This window comes from Nocardia abscessus, from assembly GCF_015477775.1.
GTDB lineage: Bacteria > Actinomycetota > Actinomycetes > Mycobacteriales > Mycobacteriaceae > Nocardia > Nocardia abscessus_A.
In genome coordinates this window covers 288,645-307,618 of sequence record NZ_JADLQO010000006.1, presented here as the reverse complement: position 1 = coordinate 307,618, position 18,974 = coordinate 288,645, and the positions used below count along the sequence as shown (strand labels likewise).

Here is an 18,974-nt window from a genome sequence, read left to right as displayed (position 1 = left end):
GGCCTTTCGCTAGGCCTTCACCACATAGGGCGCGATGCTGCCCAATTTCTCGCAGGTCTCCTCGAACTCGCGTTCCGGCCGGGACTGGCCGACGATGCCCGCGCCCGCGCGCAGCCAGGCCCCTTCGGTGTTCTGGTACACCGCGCGCAACACGAGGGTCGCCTCCAGCGCGCCGGTCGGGGAAACGGTCACCACCGCGCCGGAATACAGCCCGCGCGGGTCGTGGTCGAGCCGGAACACCGAGTCGACGCCCGCCCGCTTGGGAATCCCCGAGGCGGTCACCGACGGGAACAGCACCTCCAGCGCGTCCCAGCTGGATCGGTCGGCGGCCAGCCGCCCCCGCACGGTGGACGCCAGATGCTGCACACTGCCACGCTCACGCACGGCCATGAAGTCCGACACCGCGGGTGTGCCGGGATCGGCGACGGCCGCGATCTCCGCGAACGAGGTCTGTACCGAAATCGCGTGTTCCACGATCTCCTTCGGGTCGGTGATCAGGTCGGCCTTGGCGGCGAGATCGGCCGCCGAGCCGCGACCGAAGGCACGGGTGCCCGCCAGCGGCTCGGTGGTCACCACCCGCTCGTCGTCCACGGACGCGACCAGTTCGGGGCTGAAGCCCGCCGCCTCCAAGCCGCCGAGCCGCAGCAGGAACGACCGCGCCGGAGTGTTGTGCGCGCGCCCGAGCCGATAAGTGGCCGGAATGTCCACCGCGAAGGGCAGTTCGACCTTCCTGGACAGGATGACCTTCTGGTAGCGGCCTGCTCGGATCTCCCCGACCGCCTCGGCGACCCGGTCCCGGTACCCGGTGGGGTCGACCCGGATGTCGGCCGGATGTGCCTGCGGCAGTTCGGTGTTCTGCGACTGTGCGATCAGATCGTGGATGTCCCCGGTCTCCGCGGGCGTCGCACCCGCCACCTGAACGCCGAATTCGCTCACCCTGACCTCGATGCGGGGGATCATCAGGTGCGCGAGCGCGGTGCGCGGGTCCACGTGACCGGTGGCGTCGAGGGCCCACGCGCAGAATTCGAATCCGATCCAGCCGTAGGCGTTTCGCCCGTCGAGGAGCAGCGTGCCGAGCGCACGGTCGATCACGCCCGCCGGATTGCCTTCCCATCCGCTGGTCGTGGTCTGTCCCTCCCAGGTGACGCGCAGTTCCCGCGCATCCAGTTCGACACTGCCGATCGGATCGGCGGCGAAGACCCATTCCCCCGGACGCTCGTACATCACGTACTCGCCGAACCGATCCGCCCCTGCCAGCCGGGACATCGCTGCCGCCGGATCGGTCACATACTCAACCCGCAGGCGTTCCGTGGTCGACAACGATCCTCCAAAGGTTACCCTGGCCTAACTTGTGGAGGTAAGGTTAGCATTACCTGCTCTACTGTGCGGGGTGTGCTCGCGGCCACAACGCCGCCGCCGAGCGATCGATCCGAGCGGCAAGCGATCTCCATCCGGCCAGCACTTTCGGCCGCACCCGTGCCGCCACTCCGGTGCAGCGATCGCGCCACCCGTGCCGCCCGAACCGAACTCGCCACGCCGACTGCCTGCGCGGAGGAGACCCGCCGGGATTGAATAGTGGAGAGCGTCACCTGCGGAGGGAAGAACATCGATGATCGATCACCGCGGCGATTCACCCGCGACAGCCCGGCCCGGGACCGCACCGCAATCGGTGGTGGCCCTGATCGACGCCGCATCGGGGGTGGAGCGCGAACTCGTCGGCAAGTGGCTGGCCGACGGCGGGATCAGCACCGAGTTCGGCACCGACGCACCGGTCACCCAGCTGGACCTGGACGCGGGCGCCGTCGCGACCAGGCTGGTCGGCAGGCGCGACGATCCGCTGGTGGTGCCGATCCGCGTGCTGTGGCTGCCGCCGGAACGCGACGGCGTCCGCCGCGTCACCTTCGCCGACCTGGCCCTGATGACCAACCCGCGCAAGCCCAACCGGCTGGCGCAGCGCAGGCTGCTGTCCAAGTCACCGGACCGGCACGTGGTGCTGACCGGCGCGCCCGCTCGGCTCAGCGAGTTGCGTGCGAACAACCCGGAGGCCACGGCGCTGTTCGACAAGGGCACCGCCGAGCCGTTCGCCCGCGCCGTCGTGCGCGCCGCGGTGGTGGCGCTGGAACGCGCCGAACGCACCATCATCGGCGACCGGTACAAGGTGCCCAAGCTGGTCGCCGAGGAGATCCTCGACTCCCCCGACTTCCTGCGCAGGCTGGAGCTGATCGCCGATCAGATCGGGGCGAGCCCGCACGAGGTGTATCGCCGTGCGGAGAAAGGGCTCAACGAACTCGTCGCCGCCCAGAGCAGGCTGGTCTCCGACCTGTTCACCCAGGCCATGCGACCGGTGCACGCCTCCACCTGGAAGGTCGACCCCGACGAGTCCGGCTTGACCGGGTTGCGCGACCTCAACCGCCGCTATCCGCTGGTGTTCCTGCCCTCGCACCGTTCCTACGTCGACGCGTTCGTACTGGGAGACGTGCTGGCCCGCAACGACTTCCCGCCGAACCACGTGATCGGCGGCGCGAACCTCAGCTTCTGGCCGATGGGCCCGATCGCGCGGCGCACCGGAACCGTGTTCATCCGGCGCAGTTTCGGCGACGACGAGGTCTACAAGGCCGCCGTCGAGGAATACTTCGCTTACCTGCTGGCCAAGCGCTTCAACCTGGAGTGGTACTTCGAAGGCGGTCGCACCCGCACCGGGAAGCTGCGGCCGCCGCGCTACGGACTGCTGAACTACCTTGCCGCCGCAGTCCGTTCGAACCGCATCGACGACGTCATGCTGGTTCCGGTCTCGATCACCTACGAGCGGCTCAACGAACTCGGCGCCATCACCACCGAGCAGGAGGGCGGCAAGAAGAAACCCGAGGGGCTGACCTGGCTGGCGCGCTACATCCGCAGCCAGCAGCACTCCGCCGGGCACGTGTACGTCCGCTTCGGCGAGCCGCTGTCGGCCCGTGATCGGCTCGCCGCGCACGGCGATCCGCTGACGACGCCGCCGCTGACCATCCCGTTGCACCATACGGAGCCGCTTCCGCCACCGCGCACCGAAGCCGGGGTCGTCGACAGCGACCCGCCGGAGATCGCCGAGCTGGAACGGAAGGCCGTGCAGCGGCTGGCGTTCGAGGTCGCGGTCGGGATCAACGCGGTGACGCCGATCACGGTCAACGCGCTGGTCACCCTGACGTTGCTGGGTGTCGACGGGCGCGCGCTCACCCTCGGCGAGGTGCGCACGGTGCTGGCGCCGGTGCTCGGCTACATCGACAAGCGCGAGCTGCCGCGCGGCGAACTCGACGCGCTCCGGGACGAGCAGGGCTTGGCCGTCGTGCTGGAACAGCTCTCGCTGGCCAAGGTGGTCACGGTGTATCGCGGCGGGATCGAGCCGGTGTACTCGATCGAGTCCGGCGCCCATCTGGAGGCCGCCTTCTACCGCAACAGCGCCGTGCACTGGTTCGTCAACCGCGCCATCCTCGAGCTGTCCATCCTGGCGGCGGTCGACAACGGCGACGCCGACGCCCTCAAAACCGGCTGGGACGAGGCCTTCCGGCTGCGCGACCTGCTGAAGTTCGACTTCTTCTTTCCCGATCGCGGCGAGTTCGCCGACCAGATGGTCGCGGAAATGCTCTTGGTGGATCCGGACTGGTACACCCACACCCGCCACGACACCCTCGGCTCGGACATCCTGGCGAAGCTCACCGCATCCGGCTTCACGATGGCCCACCGCGTGCTGCGCTCGTTCGTCGACGCGCAGTTGGTGGTGGCCGAGCGGCTGGCCGCCCGCGACGCGGGCGACGAGATCGACCGCAAGGAGCTCATCACCGAATGCGTCGCGGTCGGCAAGCAGATGATGTTGCAGCAACGGTTGCACAGCCCCGAGTCGGTCTCCACTGAGTTGTTCACCAGCGCGCTGAAACTCGCCGACAACTACGGTCTGCTGGAAACGGCGCCCGATGACGATTCGCCCGAGCATCCCACCGAAGCGACCCGGCGCCGCGCGGAGCTGCTGCAACGCAGAACCGAATTCGCCGAGCGCCTGCGCACGATCGGCGCCCGCATCGCGCAGGCCGCCGCGCTCGACCCGTCCAACCGGGAGGCGTGGTGAGCGATCGACGCGCTACCACCTCGGCGCACAGGAGGTCCGATGACCGGCGCACGCGCTGACCTGGACGCCGCGATCGCCGCCATCCGCTCCGGGCCACAAGGCCGCGCGGTCGCGGCTGTCTTCGATTTCGGGGCGGTCGTCGACGGCCCGGTACCGCGCCGTCGCCGCAAGCCCGCCGCCGTGCTGCTCCGCGGCCTCCGCAAGCACATGACCGACGGCGAGTACAGCCGGTGGCTCCGCGAGCTGTCCGAGGCGCTGGCCGGACGGTCCGAACAGGAGCTGACCGAGCTGGGCAGGCGACTGTTCAAGCGCACCCTCTACGGGTACCTGTATCCCGAAGCGTGGCAGCTGATCCGGACCCACCAGGCGGCCGGGCACACCGTCGTGCTGGTCAGTTCGCTGACCGAGTTCCAGGTGGCGCCCGCGGCAGCACAGCTGGGCATCGAGCACGTGCTGTATACGCCCATGGTCACCCGGGACGGTGTGCTCACCGGGTATCCCGACGGGAAGCCGCTGTGGCGCAACGGCAAGGCCGAGGCGGTCGCCGAGTTCGCTGCCGCGCACGAGGTGGATCTCGAACGCGGTTACGCCTACGCCGGCACGAGCGCCGACCTGCCGATGCTGTCGCAGACCGGGCATCCGGTGGCGGTGAACCCCGACGACGCGCTGACCGAGGTCGCCGACCGGCAGCAGTGGGGCAGGCTCACGTTCCGCCCGCGCCGCCCTCCGCGCGCGAGCGATTACGCGCGCACCGCCGCGGGATTCGCCGGGCTGCTCGGCGGCGCGCTGTTCGGTGTCGCGTCGAAGGCGCCCACCAAGGACCGCCAGCAGATGGCCGACGCGCTGATGGCGCACGCGGCGCGCAATACGCTGCGCATCGCGGGAGTGCAGGTGCGGGTCACGGGAGCCGAGAACGCGAAATCACCCCGGCCCGCGGTCTTCCTGTTCAACCACCAGAGCCAGTTCGACATCATCATCGTGCCCGAGGTGCTCGGCGGCGGCGTCACGGCCATCGGCAAGAAAGAGCTCACCAAGAATCCGGTCTTCGGGCCGCTGATGCGCTTCGTCGGCGTGACGTTCATCGATCGGTCGAACAGCGCGCGGGCCAGGGCGGCACTGCGACCGGTGGTCGAGACGCTGCGCGGTGGGTTGTCGGTCGCGGTGTCACCGGAGGGAACTCGCTCCTACACCCCCGAGGTCGGGCTGTTCAAGAAAGGCGCGTTCCACATCGCCATGCAGGCCGGGGTGCCGGTGATCCCGGTGGTCATCCGGAACGCGGGCGAGGTCTGCTGGCGCAACGCGATGGTCGCCCGGCCCGGCACGGTCGACGTGGCGATCCTGGACCCGATCGACGTCAGCAAATGGGACCCCGCCGATCTGGACGAAAATGTGGCGCGGGTGCGCCAGTTGTTCATCGACACGCTCTTGGATTGGCCCCGCTGATCAGCGGGTGTGCGCCGCGTCACCAACACCGAGGTTGACCTCAATAATTCTTGAGGTTCCACGATGGTCTCAGCCGAAGTGAACACTTCAGATGAGGAGACCACCATGTCGACCACCACAGCACCCACCCTGCGCATTCCCGCCGTCAACCGGCCGGTCGCGATACTCGGCAGCGTCGCCGTCTCGGTGACGATCAACCTGGTCGTGTGGCTGGTCGGCCTGGCGGCAGGCGGCTCGTTCGAGACGACCGACGCAGGCAAGACCTCCGAGGTCACGGCGAGCGGCGTGATCGTCTCCGCCGCCGTACCGCTGCTGATCGGCATGACCCTGGCCGCGCTGCTGTCCTACCTGTGGGTCGGCGTGCTGCGGGTGGCCCAGGTGGTCGGCGCGACGCTGGCGGTGGCGACCATCGGCCTGACCGTCGCGGCGGACTTCGACCTCGTCAGCACTATCGCCCTCTCGGCCATGCACGTGGTGCTGGCTCCGGTGCTCGTCGGGGGCCTGGAGATGATGCGCAACCGGCTCCTCCGCTGATCGCCGGCGCGCCGGGTCCGCTTCCCCGGAAGCGAGACCCGGTGGCGTGGCTCAGACCGCGCGGCCGAACAGCAACTTCCACGGCATCAGCGCCGACTCGAGCTGCACCTTGAGGCTCATCTTGGAGGCGCCGAGCGTCCGCTCCTCGAACCGGATCGGCACCTCGGCGATCGAGATCCCCTTCTTGATGGTGCGGTAGTTCATCTCGACCTGGAAGGAATACCCGTTGCTGCGGATCGAGGCCACCTCGATGGCGCGCAGGGTGTCGCCCTTCCATGCCTTGAAGCCCGCGGTGGCGTCCTTGACGCCCAATCGCAGAATCAGGTTCACATAGAAGTTGGCCCAGGCCGACAGCGCCTTGCGGTACCACTTCCACTCGGCGGCGGTCGAGCCGCCCGGGACGTAACGGGAACCGAGCACGACACCCGCGTCGGTGGTCGTCAGCTTCTCCAGCATGGCGGGGATGACTTCGGCCGGGTGCGACAGGTCGGCGTCCATCTGGATCACCACGTCCGCGCCCTCGTCCAGCGCCCGCGTGATGCCCGCGATGTACGCGCGCCCGAGCCCGTCCTTCTCCGTCCGGTGCAGCACACCCACCACGTTCGGCAGCTCGGCGGCGAGTTTGTCGGCCACCTCGCCGGTGCCGTCCGGCGAGCTGTCGTCCACCACGAGGACGTGCAGGTCGGGCACCGGCAGCGCGGTCAGCCGCTCCACCGCAACCGGCAGATTCTCCCGCTCGTTGTAGGTCGGCACAACAACGGTAACCCTCAAGGGTCGCCCTCCCTGCTGATCCTGGTTTTCCGCTCGCAGCCCACGCCAGGACCACCGAGCATTCGTCGAGTTCTGGAGAACCGTACTCGATACGCCTGACCGGGAGCCGAGCGGCCGCACCCGGGGCGACGCCATCCGGGCCCGCGACCTGCGGCTCAAGATCAACTTCACCGCACGGGGGAAGGGCCGCCCCCTACTGTTTCAGTCCCCGTCCCGCCAGGCTCGGTCACGGGCATCTTCCCGCTCGTTGCGCGCATGTGCGATCTCGAGCGCCCGCTCCGCCGTCGCCTTGTCCGGGTACGGTCCCATCCGGTCGCGGAACCAGCACTGCCGCCCTTGCTCGGCCCGATTGTGCTTCAAGCAGTAATACCAGCGCTCAGCCATACCTCCAGCATCCCACCGAACACCGCCGTTCAACCCTCTTTCCCAGCGCCGATGCGGCGCTCCGGCGAACGCAATTCACCGCGGCCTACCAAAGGCTGCGGTAATGAACGAGCGCGTCGCATAGGAGAGCCGCGCCGAAGATCGCAAAGAGTATGCGGACCGAAGTCGGGCCGTGTGTGGTGATAATGCGAACAATGTTTCGATACATCCGTCGCGCGCCGGTCGTGCGCCGCATCGCGAGGGCGAGTATCACCAACGGCGGCAGCAATGCGAGCGCGCAATAGGCGACCACGATCAGCGGCCAGAACGTCGGTAGCGGATTTCGCGCGGAGATCATCGCGAGTCCGGCGAGATACGGGACCGCCGTCGGCGCCTGAGCGATACCGATCGCCACGCCGATGCCTGCGAGCATCCATGGTCGGCGGCGCAATGTGGGCGCGCGCCGCGGGGCCGCAGTTCCGGTCATCCGAATGCTCGCGAGAGCGATCAGCACCACCCCGGCGGCCAGTTCGCCCCAGTACCGCACCGCCGGAGTGATCCGGAAGTCGATCAGTTCGGTCACGAAACCGATCCCCAGGATCGTGCAGATTCCGAAGGCGGTGGTGACGGCGAAGACGCCCGCCAGCAGGCTCAGACCACCCACCAGCGGCGAGCGGCGGCTCAACCTGCTGTCGTAGACCACAGCCGTGGTGACGCCGATCAGCAGCAGGTCGAGCGAGTCGAGGAAGGCGAACCCCGCGAGCGCGAGGAGAAGGGTCGACATGGCCGCGTCAGCCTACCCGCGGCCCGCGAACCGGCCGCGCACCCAGTCGCGAACCACTCTGCACGACTATGGGATTCGCCACATCCACCCGCCGACCGCGGCCACGATCCCAGGGCGCGGCCCGCCGGGCGGGGCGTGGGGTAACACCCCAAAACATGACGAAACGAGAAACGGCCCACGCTCTGCGTGAGCATGGGCCGTCTATGAGTGGAGTGGCCAGGGCCGGGATCGAACCGGCGACCTTCCGCTTTTCAGGCGGACGCTCGTACCAACTGAGCTACCTGGCCGCAGGCACCCGAAGTGAATGCCATACGCGAAACGCCGGATATCTCCGGCGCTTACTTGCGACCCTGACGGGACTCGAACCCGCGACCTCCGCCGTGACAGGGCGGCGCGCTAACCAACTGCGCCACAGGGCCATGCTCTGCTACCAACGATCCGAAGATCGTACCCCCTACGGGATTCGAACCCGCGCTACCGCCTTGAAAGGGCGGCGTCCTAGGCCGCTAGACGAAGGGGGCTCGTCCCGGATTTCTCCGGACCGGCTTTCAACGGCTGTCCGTTGGGAGCTGGGATAGCTTATGACAGACCGGACTCGAATCCCAAACCGGCTGGTCAGAGGCTCAAACCGAGCTCCTCCAAACGAGCCTGCGCGCGCCAGCCGTCGCTGCGGAACTTCTCCAGCCATTCCCCGGTGGCCATCGCCTCGACCACGACCTCGAGCGCCTCCTCGAACCGCGCCCGCAGATCGACCTGGCCGCCGAGCAGGTCCACCATGTACCGCTGACCGGCCAGCGCGGCGGCGAGCGTGCGCGTGAACCGGTCGGGGTCCGCGTTCGCGCGCAGCTGCCCGTGGTCGATGGCGCGGACGGTGAGCACCCTGGTGGTGCGGCCCAGGATGCGGCCGCCACCCGCCTGCACGTCACGGTAGAAGTCCGGTTCGATGATCAGGCGGTACTCGGCCTGCACGATGATGTCGTGCTCCAGCCGTAGCGCGATCTCGTCGACCACGCCGTGCAGGATGTCCAGCGGGCTGAGATCCGTTCGGGCCAGCCAGCGCTCGGCGGAGGCGCGGTAGCGCTCCACCGCGGTCTCCAGCACCGCGCGTGCCAGGTCTTCCTTCGAGTCGAAATGGAAGTACATGGCGCCCTTGGTGGCACGCGACCCTTCCAGTATGCGGTTGAGCGATGCAGCGGCATAGCCGCTCTTCCCGAACTCAACGGCGGCGGACCTGATAATCGCCGCCCGTGTCCGGCGGGCCCGCTCTTGCTGCCGTGCCATGCTCGAAACGCCTCCGAAGCCTACTCGCCGCCAATCAGCCACCCCCAAAGGAACGGACCCTCGGCGCGAATTCATTAGTTTTATCAATACTTCAAACCCGGTTTTCGAGCGATTTCAAACCTTCGGTACGAAAACTCGGGAAAAACCTGAAACACACCAGCTGGTATAGTTTGCCTGCCCGGGTGCGCCGCAGGGGGTGCGCATCCGGGCATTTCTTCGTCTCGAACGTGCCTCCTCCTGCGGCATCGAGTTCCGCCGAGCCGTGGCCGGCCGGACCGACCGCGACCCCTTCGGATACAGCAACGACAATCCGAATTCCGCGGCGCCGACCGAGTCGGCGATTCTTTCGGAATTCACCAAGGCGTCACCGTACCCGGAATCCCGATCCGACACGCGGCAAACTGACGAGTCAGGTAGCCATCCGATTCCGTTTTCTGTTACGGCAAATCTTTGGCAACCCATCCGGCTCATCCCGCGAGTGTATGAATTCACCAGCAGCCCAGCATCGTTCACCCGAGCCGATCGGCAGGCCGGACATCCGGCCGCCGCTCACGCCTCGCCCGCCAACCCATCCCACGAGCCTTCCCCGGCTCGGGCCGTTCACCCCCTGCAAATCCAAACTCATTGTCAGCCAACATGTTTGAATGATATCCAGATCGGGCTGAAATGAACAAAGCTGGGTACCAAATGTTTACCGCCTGCATCGACCCCTGCGCGCACCGTGTTACCTTCCCCCGCGCCGCCACGCGACGCACCCGGGCCGCCACGCCGACACCACCCATCCATCCCTCCCGCCGACACGAACTCCCCCGATTGGGGCATCGGCCGCCGCTCGCACTACACTGTTCCTCCGCGCGCCCCTATAGCTCAGTTGGTAGAGCTACGGACTTTTAATCCGCAGGTCGTAGGTTCGAGCCCTACTGGGGGCACACGCGTCGGGCGCCCGGGTCACTCCGGGCGCCCGTTCTGTTTCCCCGAGTTCTCGAGCGTGGCGATACCGGCGTGGACGTGCCGCCAGTCGGCGGGCAAGCTGTTCGGCGCTCCGTTTCATTGTGCTCGGGCTCAGCGAAGGTGGATATAGAGGCCTGCCGTGATGTGCGCCAGCCGGGACACGGCGCCTTTGCCGACGGATTCCGGCCGAGTCGCGACGGCAGCGCCATAGGCCCGAATGGGCGAGCACCAGAGTGGACACCGGTCGGATTGTGAGGAAGGGCACAAAACGCCCCGCGGGGGCGGATGTCGATCGAGGGAGCGCGACGAAAACGGACTCCCGATGCCGTCGCACTCTCCCCGTGACCCGGTCCGAGCGGAACCCCGAACCACCGTCGCCAGGTCACATCGGCGAGTCGCCGAACGAAACTCCGTCAGCGTGGCTCGAGCTCGGCGCTCCGACACGCTCCAGCGCCGGTCGATCGCCGCATGCCGCCTCGCGAGCGGGGATTGTGCAGCCCAGCACGTTCTGCTAACGCTTCGCACCCCGCGTCGATAGTCCCCTCGCCACGGGTAGAACCCATACACTCGGGTAGATCACCGAACGGCGAAGGCGTCGTATGAGGTGGATCACCAGGGCATCGATCGTCTAACGGATGCGTTTCGCATCACACCTACGGTGCCGTAAGGTATGGCCGCATCAGTATCGGTCTACCTTGGGATGACCTGCACGACCGGAAGCACACACTGAAGGGTTCATACATGGCAAGGGATCTGACTCAACTCGAGCTTCTGACGGAGTTGGAGCCGGTTGCCGAAGAAAACGTCAACCGGCACCTCTCCATGGCAAAGGAATGGCATCCGCACGACTACGTCCCGTGGGACGACGGCCGCAATTTCGCGGCACTCGGCGGGGTGGATTGGGACCCGGAGCAGTCTCGGCTCAATGAGGTCGCGAAGGCGGCCATGATCACGAACCTGCTCACCGAGGACAACCTCCCCTCCTACCACCGGGAAATCGCCGAGAACTTCTCTCAGGACGGCGCATGGGGGACCTGGGTGGGCCGCTGGACCGCCGAGGAGAACCGCCACGGCATCGTCATGCGCGACTACCTGGTCGTCACCCGCGGCGTCGACCCGGTCGCCCTCGAAGAGGCCCGCATGGTCCACATGACCAACGGCTTCGCCTCCCCTGCCGAAGCCGATGCCGGGTTCCTGCATTCCGTCGCGTACGTCACCTTCCAGGAACTCGCCACGCGCGTCAGCCACCGCAACACCGGCAAGGTCTGTGACGACCCGATCGCCGACCGCATGCTTCAGCGCGTCGCCGCCGACGAGAACCTGCACATGATCTTCTACCGCAATATGTGCGGCGCCGCCCTCGACCTGGCTCCCGACCAGGCCATCGAGGCGATCACCCTGATCCTGGAGAACTTCCAGATGCCCGGCGCGGGCATGCCCAACTTCCGCCGCAACGGCGTGCTGATGGCCAAGCACGGCATCTACGACCTGCGCCAGCACCTGGAAGAGGTCGTCCAGCCGGTGCTGAAGAAGTGGAACGTCTTCGAGCGCACCGACTTCACCGCCCGTGGCGAAGCAGTCCGCGAGCGGCTCGGCCTGTTCCTGGACAAGCTGGCCAAGGACGTCATCAAGTTCGAGGATCAGCGCGACCGGATGCTCGCTCGCGAAGCCGCCAAGCGCGACCGCCAGATGGCGGGCAGCTCCGTAGGCTGACCGCTGCGGCTACAGCGCACCGCCGCCGTCCGGAACACGGGCGGCGGCGCGGTATGAACGGATCGGTGTAGCGACCACATGGCGACATGCCTGCTGGGCGAACGACCCGCTCCGGCCGACTCACGTGCGGAAATGAGACACTGGTCGGCGTGACGATGACTACCGAGGCGACGGCCGAGCTGCGGATCGGGCCGTATCCGGTCGATCCGCCGGTCGTGCTCGCGCCGATGGCGGGCATCACGAACCTGGCGTTCCGCAAGTTGTGCCGGGAATTCGGCAGCCCGACCTCGATCTACGTCTGCGAGATGATCACCGCCCGCGCGGTGGTCGAGCGCAACGAGAAGACGCTGCACATGATGGCCTTCGACGCCGACGAGCATCCGCGCTCGATGCAGCTCTACGGCGTGGACCCGGCCACCCTCGGCGAAGCGGTGCGGATCATCGTCGGCGAGGGCTGGGCCGACCACATCGACCTGAATCTCGGTTGCCCCGTCCCCAAGGTCACCCGCCTCGGCGGCGGCGCCGCCCTGCCGTACAAGCGGACGCTGTTCCGGCGCATCGTGCGCGCCATGGTGAGCGCGGCGGAACCTGCGGGCGTGCCGGTCACCGTGAAGTTCCGCATCGGCATCGATGACGACCATCTCACCTATCTGGACGCGGGGCGCATCGCGGAAGCCGAGGGCGCCCGTGCGGTCGCGCTGCACGCGCGTACGGCCGCGCAGCGTTACTCCGGCCAGGCCGACTGGACCGCGATCGCCCGGCTGAAGGAGACCGTCACCTCGATCCCGGTCCTCGGCAACGGCGACATCTTCTCCGCCGACGACGCGGTCCGCATGATGGACGAGACCGGCTGCGACGGCGTCGTCGTCGGTCGCGGTTGCCTGGGCAGGCCGTGGCTGTTCGCCGAGTTGCAGGCGGCCCTGCGCGGCGAGCCGCTGCCCGCCGCTCCCGATCTGGGCCGGGTCGGCGCGGTGCTGTACCGGCACGGCGCGTTGCTGGCCGAGCATCTCGGCGAGGACAAGGCCATGCGTGATCTGCGAAAGCACATGGCCTGGTATCTGATGGGCTTCCCGGTGGGCGCGGACCTGCGGCGCGCGTTCGCCACCGTGGGTAGCCTCGCTCAGCTGGAAGACCTTGTCGGACAGCTCGATCCGACCGCGCCCTTCCCGAAGGACGCGGAGGGCCCGCGCGGTCGCCAGGGCTCACCGGGCAAGGTCGCGCTGCCGCACGGGTGGCTCGACGACCCGGACGATCCAGCGGTGCCGCAGGCCGCCGATGTGATGCACAGCGGCGGGTGATCGGGCAACCGTATAGCGAACGACAGCGCCGAACACTGCTGTGACCTGTTCGATTTCGCCGTGGGGTGGCCTGCTGTGGCGGAATCGTTATCATTGCGGGATCGGTGCCGCCGATCCGGTTCGACCGAGGCGGAAAGCAAGACGAAAAGCGAGGTTCGTTGGTGGGTGACGATCGGCACGGGCGTACGCCACGGCCCGGAGGTCGCGCCCCGTGGGAGCGGTATCCTGCGGAGGACTACCCCGAAGAAGACGCCGCACGCACGTCTCGCCGTTCCCGCCATACCGACGCCACTCCCGACCAGGGTTCCGCGCCCCTGACGGTCCAGGATCTCGTCCAGCGGGTCGACAACGAACGCAGCGGCCGGCGAAGCCGACGCGCCGATCCCCCGCCACCGGATCCGGGCGCCGCGCCGGGCCGAGGACGCCGCGGCGAACCCGCCCCGCCCGACCCCGCCGCCGCGCCGGGCAGAGGACGCCGTGCCGAGCCCGTGCCGCCGGGTGCGGGCGCCCCGCCGAACCGGGCGCGCCGGCCGGAGCCGGGACCGCCGCAGGCAGGCCAACCACCACAACGGGGCAACCGCGCCGAGCCACGGCAGGAAGCTCCCCGGCGCCCTGGCGACCCGGCCGCAAACCGTGCCCCGGAGCCGGCCAACGGCCGCGGCGCCGCGGCAGGTCCCCGGCGCGCACCCGACGCCCCGCCGCTACGCCAGACCGGCAGCTCACCGGTGGTCCAGGACATCACAGGCGCCACACCAGCCGCCCGCGCCGCGAGCCGCCGCACCGCCGAGCGGCCGTCGGCCGCCGCACCGGTAGCGCGTCCGGAGCCGGAGCAGGCGGAAGAGGTCACCGACGTCCTTCCGCCGCTCGAAGAGCAGACGCGCGCCAAGCGCAAGGGGGTGGGCTGGCCGACCAAGGAGGGCAAGGACGCCAAGCCGAAGGCCGTCGGTAGCCCCGCGCAGACCCGGCTGGAAGCCTCCCGGGAGCGCCGCAACAAGCGGCTGCGAGCCACAGGGCGGGCCGGGATGACCGTGTGCGCCGTCCTCGTTCTGCTGACCACCGGCGGCGGCTGGAGCTACATGCAGTCGACCACCAACAACTTCACCCAGGTCTCCGCGCTCGACGAGAACTCCGAAGACGTCATCGATTCCAACGCCCAGCTCGGCGACGAGAACTATCTGCTCGTCGGCACCGACACCCGCGCAGGCGCCAACGGCAAGCTCGGTGCGGGCACTCTGGACGACGCCGAAGGGTCCCGCGCGGACACCACCATGCTCGTGCACCTCCCCAAGGACCGGAGTCGGGTCGTCATCATGTCCTTCCCCCGCGACCTGGACGTGACCAGACCGCAGTGCAACGGATGGGACGGCAACAAGTCCTACACCAAGGAAAAGTTCCCCTCCGCCATCGGCGACAAGCTCAATGCCGTCTACAACCTCGGCGGCCCGATGTGCCTCGTCTCCACGATCCAGCGCCTGACCGGCGCGTCGATCAATCACTTCATCGCCATCGACTTCGCCGGCTTCGAGACAATGGTCGACAAGATCGATGGCGTCGAGGTCTGCGCGACCAAACCGCTGGTCGACGATGTACTCGGCACCATCCTCGAGCGGCCGGGCAAGCAGCGCATCACCGGCGAGACCGCTCTGAACTACGTGCGGGCCAGGCACGTCCACGGTGAGGAGCGCAGCGACTACGACCGCATCAACCGACAGCAGCGCTTCCTCGCTTCGCTGCTGCGCGGTGCCCTGGCGAGCAAGGTGCTCTTCGATCTGGGCAAACTGAACGGTTTCATCAAAGAGTTCACCGAGCACACCTTGGTCGACGAAAAGACCAGGCCCGAGGACCTGCTGAGGCTGGGCCGCTCGCTGCAGAATCTCGACGCGGGCACGGTCACCTTCCTCACCGTCCCGACCGCGGGCACCACCTCCTACGGCAACGAGATTCCCCGCGAATCCGACATCAAGGCGATCTTCAAGGCGATCCGCGACGACCAGCCGCTGCCGGGCGAGAAGCCGTCCGTCCATGACGACGCACCCGCCCCCGCTCCCGCCGCACCGACGCCGTCGAAGTACACGGCGGTGGATCCCTCCACTGTTTCGCTGCTGGTCTCCAACGGCTCCGGATTGGAAGGCCTGGCGCGCACGGCCGCTACCAAGCTCGGCAACCAGGGCTTCACGATCTACAACGCCGATAATTACGCCAACGGCAAATCCGCGACGACGAAGGTGCGCTACGCCGCGGGCCTGGAAGCCGAAGCCGCCACCGTGGCAACGGCGATCCCCGGCGCGACCATCGAGGCCGCCGACGATCTCGGCGGCATCGTCGAAGTCGTCATCGGAACCGATTCGGCGAACGGCGTCACCGTGAAAACCCCGACCCCGGTCGGCGACGAGATCACCAACGTTGTGACGAGCACCCCGACGGACTCGAAGCCGGTCGAACTGCCCTCGGATCTGGAACACGTCAACGCAGCCGACGAGATCTGCAAATAGGCGACCACACGCCGAACCTTCCAGCCGCCCCGACTGATCCACATCGAATCACGTTTGATCACAGCACTTTTCGGTTCGGATCTCATCGGCCCTCTGCTATGGTCGCTTTTGTAGGTGATCACCAAGGGAGGGATTTTTCAGTGGTACGCAAATTGATCCTCGGGGCAACCGCAGCGGCGGCCGCCCTGGCATTGTTCGCAGGTCATGCTCAAGCAGTCGGGACGCAGCAGTTCTCCACGGAACGAGAATGCGAGAAGACCCGGGCGTGGTACATCAAGCAGGGAAGCCGCGTGAGCGGCAAATGTGAGTTCATCCCCAACGGCAGTACATTCGGCGGCGACGCCTGGCGGTTCTACATCTACGGCTAGTTCGCCCGAACTCCGGTGGTGACCGAGCGCTCGCTCGGTCACCATCGGAGTTCATCCGGGTGACTCCGGTCACCCCGCCGTAGGTCAAGAGTAGGTTGCTGCGGCTGTGAACCCGGCCATTTGTCCCCCAGCGGCAACCGGCACGCTAACGGTGCACACCGGCCATTCACTCGGTGTTCGTGACTTGGTCAGCGCGGCGAACTAGTGTCAGCTTTTATGCGTGTCATCTACAACGAGCAAATGGCCGAACTCGCCCACCTGCTGGGTGAGATGGCCGGCCTGGCCGGCTCGGCCATGGAGCGGGCTACCCAGTCGCTGCTCCAAGCGGACCTCGCCCTGGCGGAGCAGGTGATCAGTGAGTCCGACCGGATCGCCGAGCTGATCCAGGACGCCGAGGAGAAGGCCTTCGCTTTGCTCGCGCTGCAGGCGCCGGTGGCCGGCGATTTGCGGCAGGTGGTCAGCACCATCCAGATCGTCGGCGACGTGAACCGTATGGGAGCGCTCGCACTGCACGTGGCCAAGGTCGCCCGCCGACGCCATCCGAACCACGCGCTACCCGAGGCCGTCAACGGCTACTTCGCCGAGATGGGTCGCATCGCGGTGAACATGGGTTCCGGCGCCCGCGAGGTGCTCGAGACCCGCGACCCCGAGCGTGCCGCGCAGCTGAACGAGGACGACGAGGCGATGGACGATCTGCACCGCCACCTCTTCACGTTGCTCATGGACCGGGACTGGAAGTACGGCGTGGCCGCCGCGGTCGACGTCACGCTGCTCGGCCGCTACTACGAGCGCTTCGCCGATCACGCGGTCGAGATCGGCCGCCGGGTCATCTTCCTGGTGACCGGCGTCCTCCCCCCTGACCCGGATGCGGAGGCGTAACCGAAAGGGTTGCTGGGCTTGACGTTTCGCGGGCGGCAAATGATAGATTGAGCCGCACGGGGCGGGATTGCTCTGGTATAGCGTTACGCCGGAGGGGATCCGGTATGAAGGGGGGCGTTATGAACGTCGATCCAGCAGAACTGCGCGCACTAGCCGCGTCGATGGACAAAATCGGCGGCGAAATCGGCGCTTTGACGGTACGCGCCACCACAGACGCGCTCGGTGGCGCGCTGTCGGGTTCGGCGCTGAGCGAAGTGTGCTCGACGGCAGGTGCGAACGTCGAAGATGCCTGGCAGCGAATGGCCATGCGCTGCAAGCGTGTCTCGAACATCGCGAAAGGCGGCGCCGCGAATTACGAGGTGTCCGACCAGGAGTTTCGCGACGGACTCGACGCGATGGGCGCGCACCTGTGAGGACTACGAACGCGACGCCCACCCTGAGCCAGGTGCGGTCGGAATGGCAGCCGTGGAAATTGAGCGAAGCCGGGACGGAAATACGCACCCGCAACGGTGAATTCGTCACGCTGATCGATGAGACGGTGACGCAGATCCGAGCCGCGGGTGCACATTGGAGCGGCGACGCCTATTACGCGGCTTACGACCGGATAGCCGGCGATCGCGACGCGGCGAACAAGGTGGCGCTCGATACCGAGGAACTCGCGCAGACGTTGATCGACAGCGGGACCAGCCTGGCAGGTTTCCGCCAGGCGTTGCTGGACAAGGTCGACCAGGCCGTAGCGGCCGGATTCACCGTCTCCGAGGACTGGCAGGTCACTGCGGGGCCGGGCGGCTCGGACGAGGACGGCGATTCGCAGTACTCGCATCAGACCGCCATCACCACCGCCCTGAACGAGCTGCTCGGCACCCAATCGGACATCGCCGCCAAGATCGAAACGGCCGGCGGGGACGTCCGTGCCCGTAGTGAGCAGCTCGGCGACGGCGACCCGCTCGACAGCGGGCAGACGCCGGAGGGCGATCCGATCCTTGCGGTGTACAGCCAACCCTCCGACACCACCGACGAGCCCGCGAGTCGATCCGAGCAGAACGATCAGGATCCTTCCACCACGCCTGCGGGCACGCCGCAAGCGAGCCCGATCGCGGACCAGCAACCCGCGAGTAAAGACGGAGCCGATCAGTCCGGGAAACAGGACGGAGCCGATCAGTCGGGGAAGCAAGACGGAGCCGATCAATCCGGGAAGAAGGACGACAGTAAAACCGGTGACGGCGCGGACAAGAGCAAGACGGACCAACCCGCACAGTCACCCGCTTCCACCGGCGCGGCCAGCGATCCGAATTCGTGGAAGCCGTCGGATGTGACGAGTTTGATCACCGCGGTGAGCGGGATCACCGGAAATGTACCCACGCTGATCGAATCCGTCAGCAAGCTCGACGACAATTTCGCCGACATCATCAAAGCGGGCGGCGAGGCGGGCAAGGGCCTCATCGACTCCGCCGGTACGGCCGCGGAGAAGTTCGCGAATGCGGCTGACACGGTGATCACCAGCACCGATCGTGCGGCGGATGGCACGCCCGCAGCTGCGCCTTCTACCGGCGACCCGGCCAAGACCGAAACGCCGACGCCTGCCCAGCCGGGCACCGATCCCACGACAGGGCAACCCGCCACCGATCCGAACCCGAAAGCCACCGATTCGAAGGCGGACAATTCGGCGGCGGACAATTCGGCGAAAACCGACGAGAGCAAGGCCGACAAATCGAAGACGGACAACTCGGCAGGCACCGATAACAGCAAAGCCGACAAACCGAATTCCGCGCAGCCCGCGGAATCCAAACCAGCCTCCGTCTCGACGGCGAGCTACTCCGGCACCGACTCCACCGGTCCCAGTACTCCCGCGACCAATTCCCCGTCGACCGCTCCGGCGAGCACCGGTCTGCTGGGCGCACCGGGGGCAAGCAGGCAGTCGGATTCGGAGCACACACGTCGAGTGCAAGCAACGCCGACGCCGCTGTTCGAGACTCCGCACGTCAACGAATAGCGGAG

15 protein-coding genes and 4 tRNA genes are annotated in these 18,974 nt (G+C 67.4%); 11 read left to right on the top strand and 8 right to left on the bottom strand.

All coding sequences use genetic code 11. The annotated features are described in order from the left end of the window. Window positions 1-9 precede the first annotated feature (9 nt). The gene (gene nbtS / locus IU450_RS18590; protein ID WP_195150991.1) at window positions 10-1,320 is read right to left on the bottom strand and encodes a nocobactin biosynthesis salicylate synthase NbtS; all 1,311 of its coding nucleotides are present in this window, start codon (window positions 1,318-1,320) and stop codon (window positions 10-12) included. A 289-nt stretch (window positions 1,321-1,609) separates the two neighbouring features. Between nbtS and IU450_RS18585 the strand changes: the two genes are divergently transcribed. From IU450_RS18585 to IU450_RS18575, 3 genes are all read left to right on the top strand, one after another. Then, window positions 1,610-4,099 carry a glycerol-3-phosphate 1-O-acyltransferase gene (locus IU450_RS18585; protein ID WP_195150990.1) on the top strand — a complete coding sequence of 830 codons (2,490 nt, stop codon included), beginning with the start codon at window positions 1,610-1,612 and terminating at the stop codon, window positions 4,097-4,099. Window positions 4,100-4,138: 39 nt separating this feature from the next. Next, window positions 4,139-5,542, top strand: a complete 1,404-nt coding sequence (locus IU450_RS18580) for an HAD-IB family hydrolase (RefSeq protein ID WP_195150989.1) — start codon at window positions 4,139-4,141, stop codon at window positions 5,540-5,542. A 105-nt stretch (window positions 5,543-5,647) separates the two neighbouring features. Next, entirely contained in the window at window positions 5,648-6,076 is a 429-nt protein-coding gene (locus IU450_RS18575) for a DUF6069 family protein (RefSeq protein WP_195150988.1), read from the top strand. Between the two features lie 51 nt (window positions 6,077-6,127). On the opposite strand, the gene IU450_RS18570 is transcribed toward IU450_RS18575, so the two are convergent. The 7 genes from IU450_RS18570 to IU450_RS18540 all read right to left on the bottom strand — a co-directional run bounded on the left by IU450_RS18570 (window position 6,128) and on the right by IU450_RS18540 (window position 9,275). Further along, on the bottom strand, window positions 6,128-6,847 hold the full coding sequence (locus IU450_RS18570) for a polyprenol monophosphomannose synthase (RefSeq protein WP_220136128.1): 720 nt from the start codon (window positions 6,845-6,847) through the stop codon (window positions 6,128-6,130). A gap of 201 nt (window positions 6,848-7,048) precedes the next feature. Beyond that, window positions 7,049-7,231 (bottom strand): hypothetical protein, encoded by a 183-nt coding sequence (locus tag IU450_RS18565; protein WP_159925130.1) that lies wholly within the window; start codon window positions 7,229-7,231, stop codon window positions 7,049-7,051. Between the two features lie 85 nt (window positions 7,232-7,316). Then, window positions 7,317-7,994 (bottom strand): GAP family protein, encoded by a 678-nt coding sequence (locus tag IU450_RS18560; protein WP_195150987.1) that lies wholly within the window; start codon window positions 7,992-7,994, stop codon window positions 7,317-7,319. Window positions 7,995-8,207: 213 nt separating this feature from the next. Next, window positions 8,208-8,281 (bottom strand) — tRNA-Phe (locus IU450_RS18555). Between the two features lie 58 nt (window positions 8,282-8,339). After that, window positions 8,340-8,413: transfer RNA gene (locus IU450_RS18550), tRNA-Asp, on the bottom strand. 29 nt (window positions 8,414-8,442) lie between these two features. Further along, window positions 8,443-8,515, bottom strand: a tRNA-Glu gene (locus IU450_RS18545). 94 nt (window positions 8,516-8,609) lie between these two features. Further along, on the bottom strand, window positions 8,610-9,275 hold the full coding sequence (locus IU450_RS18540; RefSeq protein WP_043686652.1) for a TetR/AcrR family transcriptional regulator: 666 nt from the start codon (window positions 9,273-9,275) through the stop codon (window positions 8,610-8,612). 856 nt (window positions 9,276-10,131) lie between these two features. Here IU450_RS18540 and IU450_RS18535 point away from each other — a divergent pair. The 8 genes from IU450_RS18535 (at window position 10,132) to IU450_RS18500 (ending at window position 18,969) form a co-directional block, all read left to right on the top strand. Beyond that, window positions 10,132-10,204 (top strand) — tRNA-Lys (locus IU450_RS18535). A gap of 763 nt (window positions 10,205-10,967) precedes the next feature. After that, window positions 10,968-11,939 (top strand): acyl-ACP desaturase, encoded by a 972-nt coding sequence (locus IU450_RS18530; RefSeq protein WP_043686648.1) that lies wholly within the window; start codon window positions 10,968-10,970, stop codon window positions 11,937-11,939. 155 nt (window positions 11,940-12,094) lie between these two features. Further along, window positions 12,095-13,237, top strand: coding sequence for a tRNA dihydrouridine synthase DusB (gene dusB / locus IU450_RS18525; RefSeq protein ID WP_195151092.1), 1,143 nt, complete (start codon window positions 12,095-12,097; stop codon window positions 13,235-13,237). 161 nt (window positions 13,238-13,398) lie between these two features. Further along, the gene (locus tag IU450_RS18520) at window positions 13,399-15,729 is read left to right on the top strand and encodes an LCP family protein (protein WP_195150986.1); all 2,331 of its coding nucleotides are present in this window, start codon (window positions 13,399-13,401) and stop codon (window positions 15,727-15,729) included. Window positions 15,730-15,869: 140 nt separating this feature from the next. Beyond that, window positions 15,870-16,097, top strand: a complete 228-nt coding sequence (locus tag IU450_RS18515; RefSeq protein ID WP_195150985.1) for a hypothetical protein — start codon at window positions 15,870-15,872, stop codon at window positions 16,095-16,097. Between the two features lie 216 nt (window positions 16,098-16,313). Beyond that, window positions 16,314-16,976, top strand: coding sequence for a phosphate signaling complex protein PhoU (gene phoU / locus IU450_RS18510; protein ID WP_195150984.1), 663 nt, complete (start codon window positions 16,314-16,316; stop codon window positions 16,974-16,976). 119 nt (window positions 16,977-17,095) lie between these two features. Next, the gene (locus IU450_RS18505) at window positions 17,096-17,389 is read left to right on the top strand and encodes a type VII secretion target (RefSeq protein ID WP_195150983.1); all 294 of its coding nucleotides are present in this window, start codon (window positions 17,096-17,098) and stop codon (window positions 17,387-17,389) included. Continuing rightward, entirely contained in the window at window positions 17,386-18,969 is a 1,584-nt protein-coding gene (locus IU450_RS18500) for a hypothetical protein (RefSeq protein WP_195150982.1), read from the top strand. Before IU450_RS18505 ends, IU450_RS18500 begins: the two co-directional genes overlap by 4 nt. The last annotated feature ends 5 nt before the right edge of the window (window positions 18,970-18,974 follow it).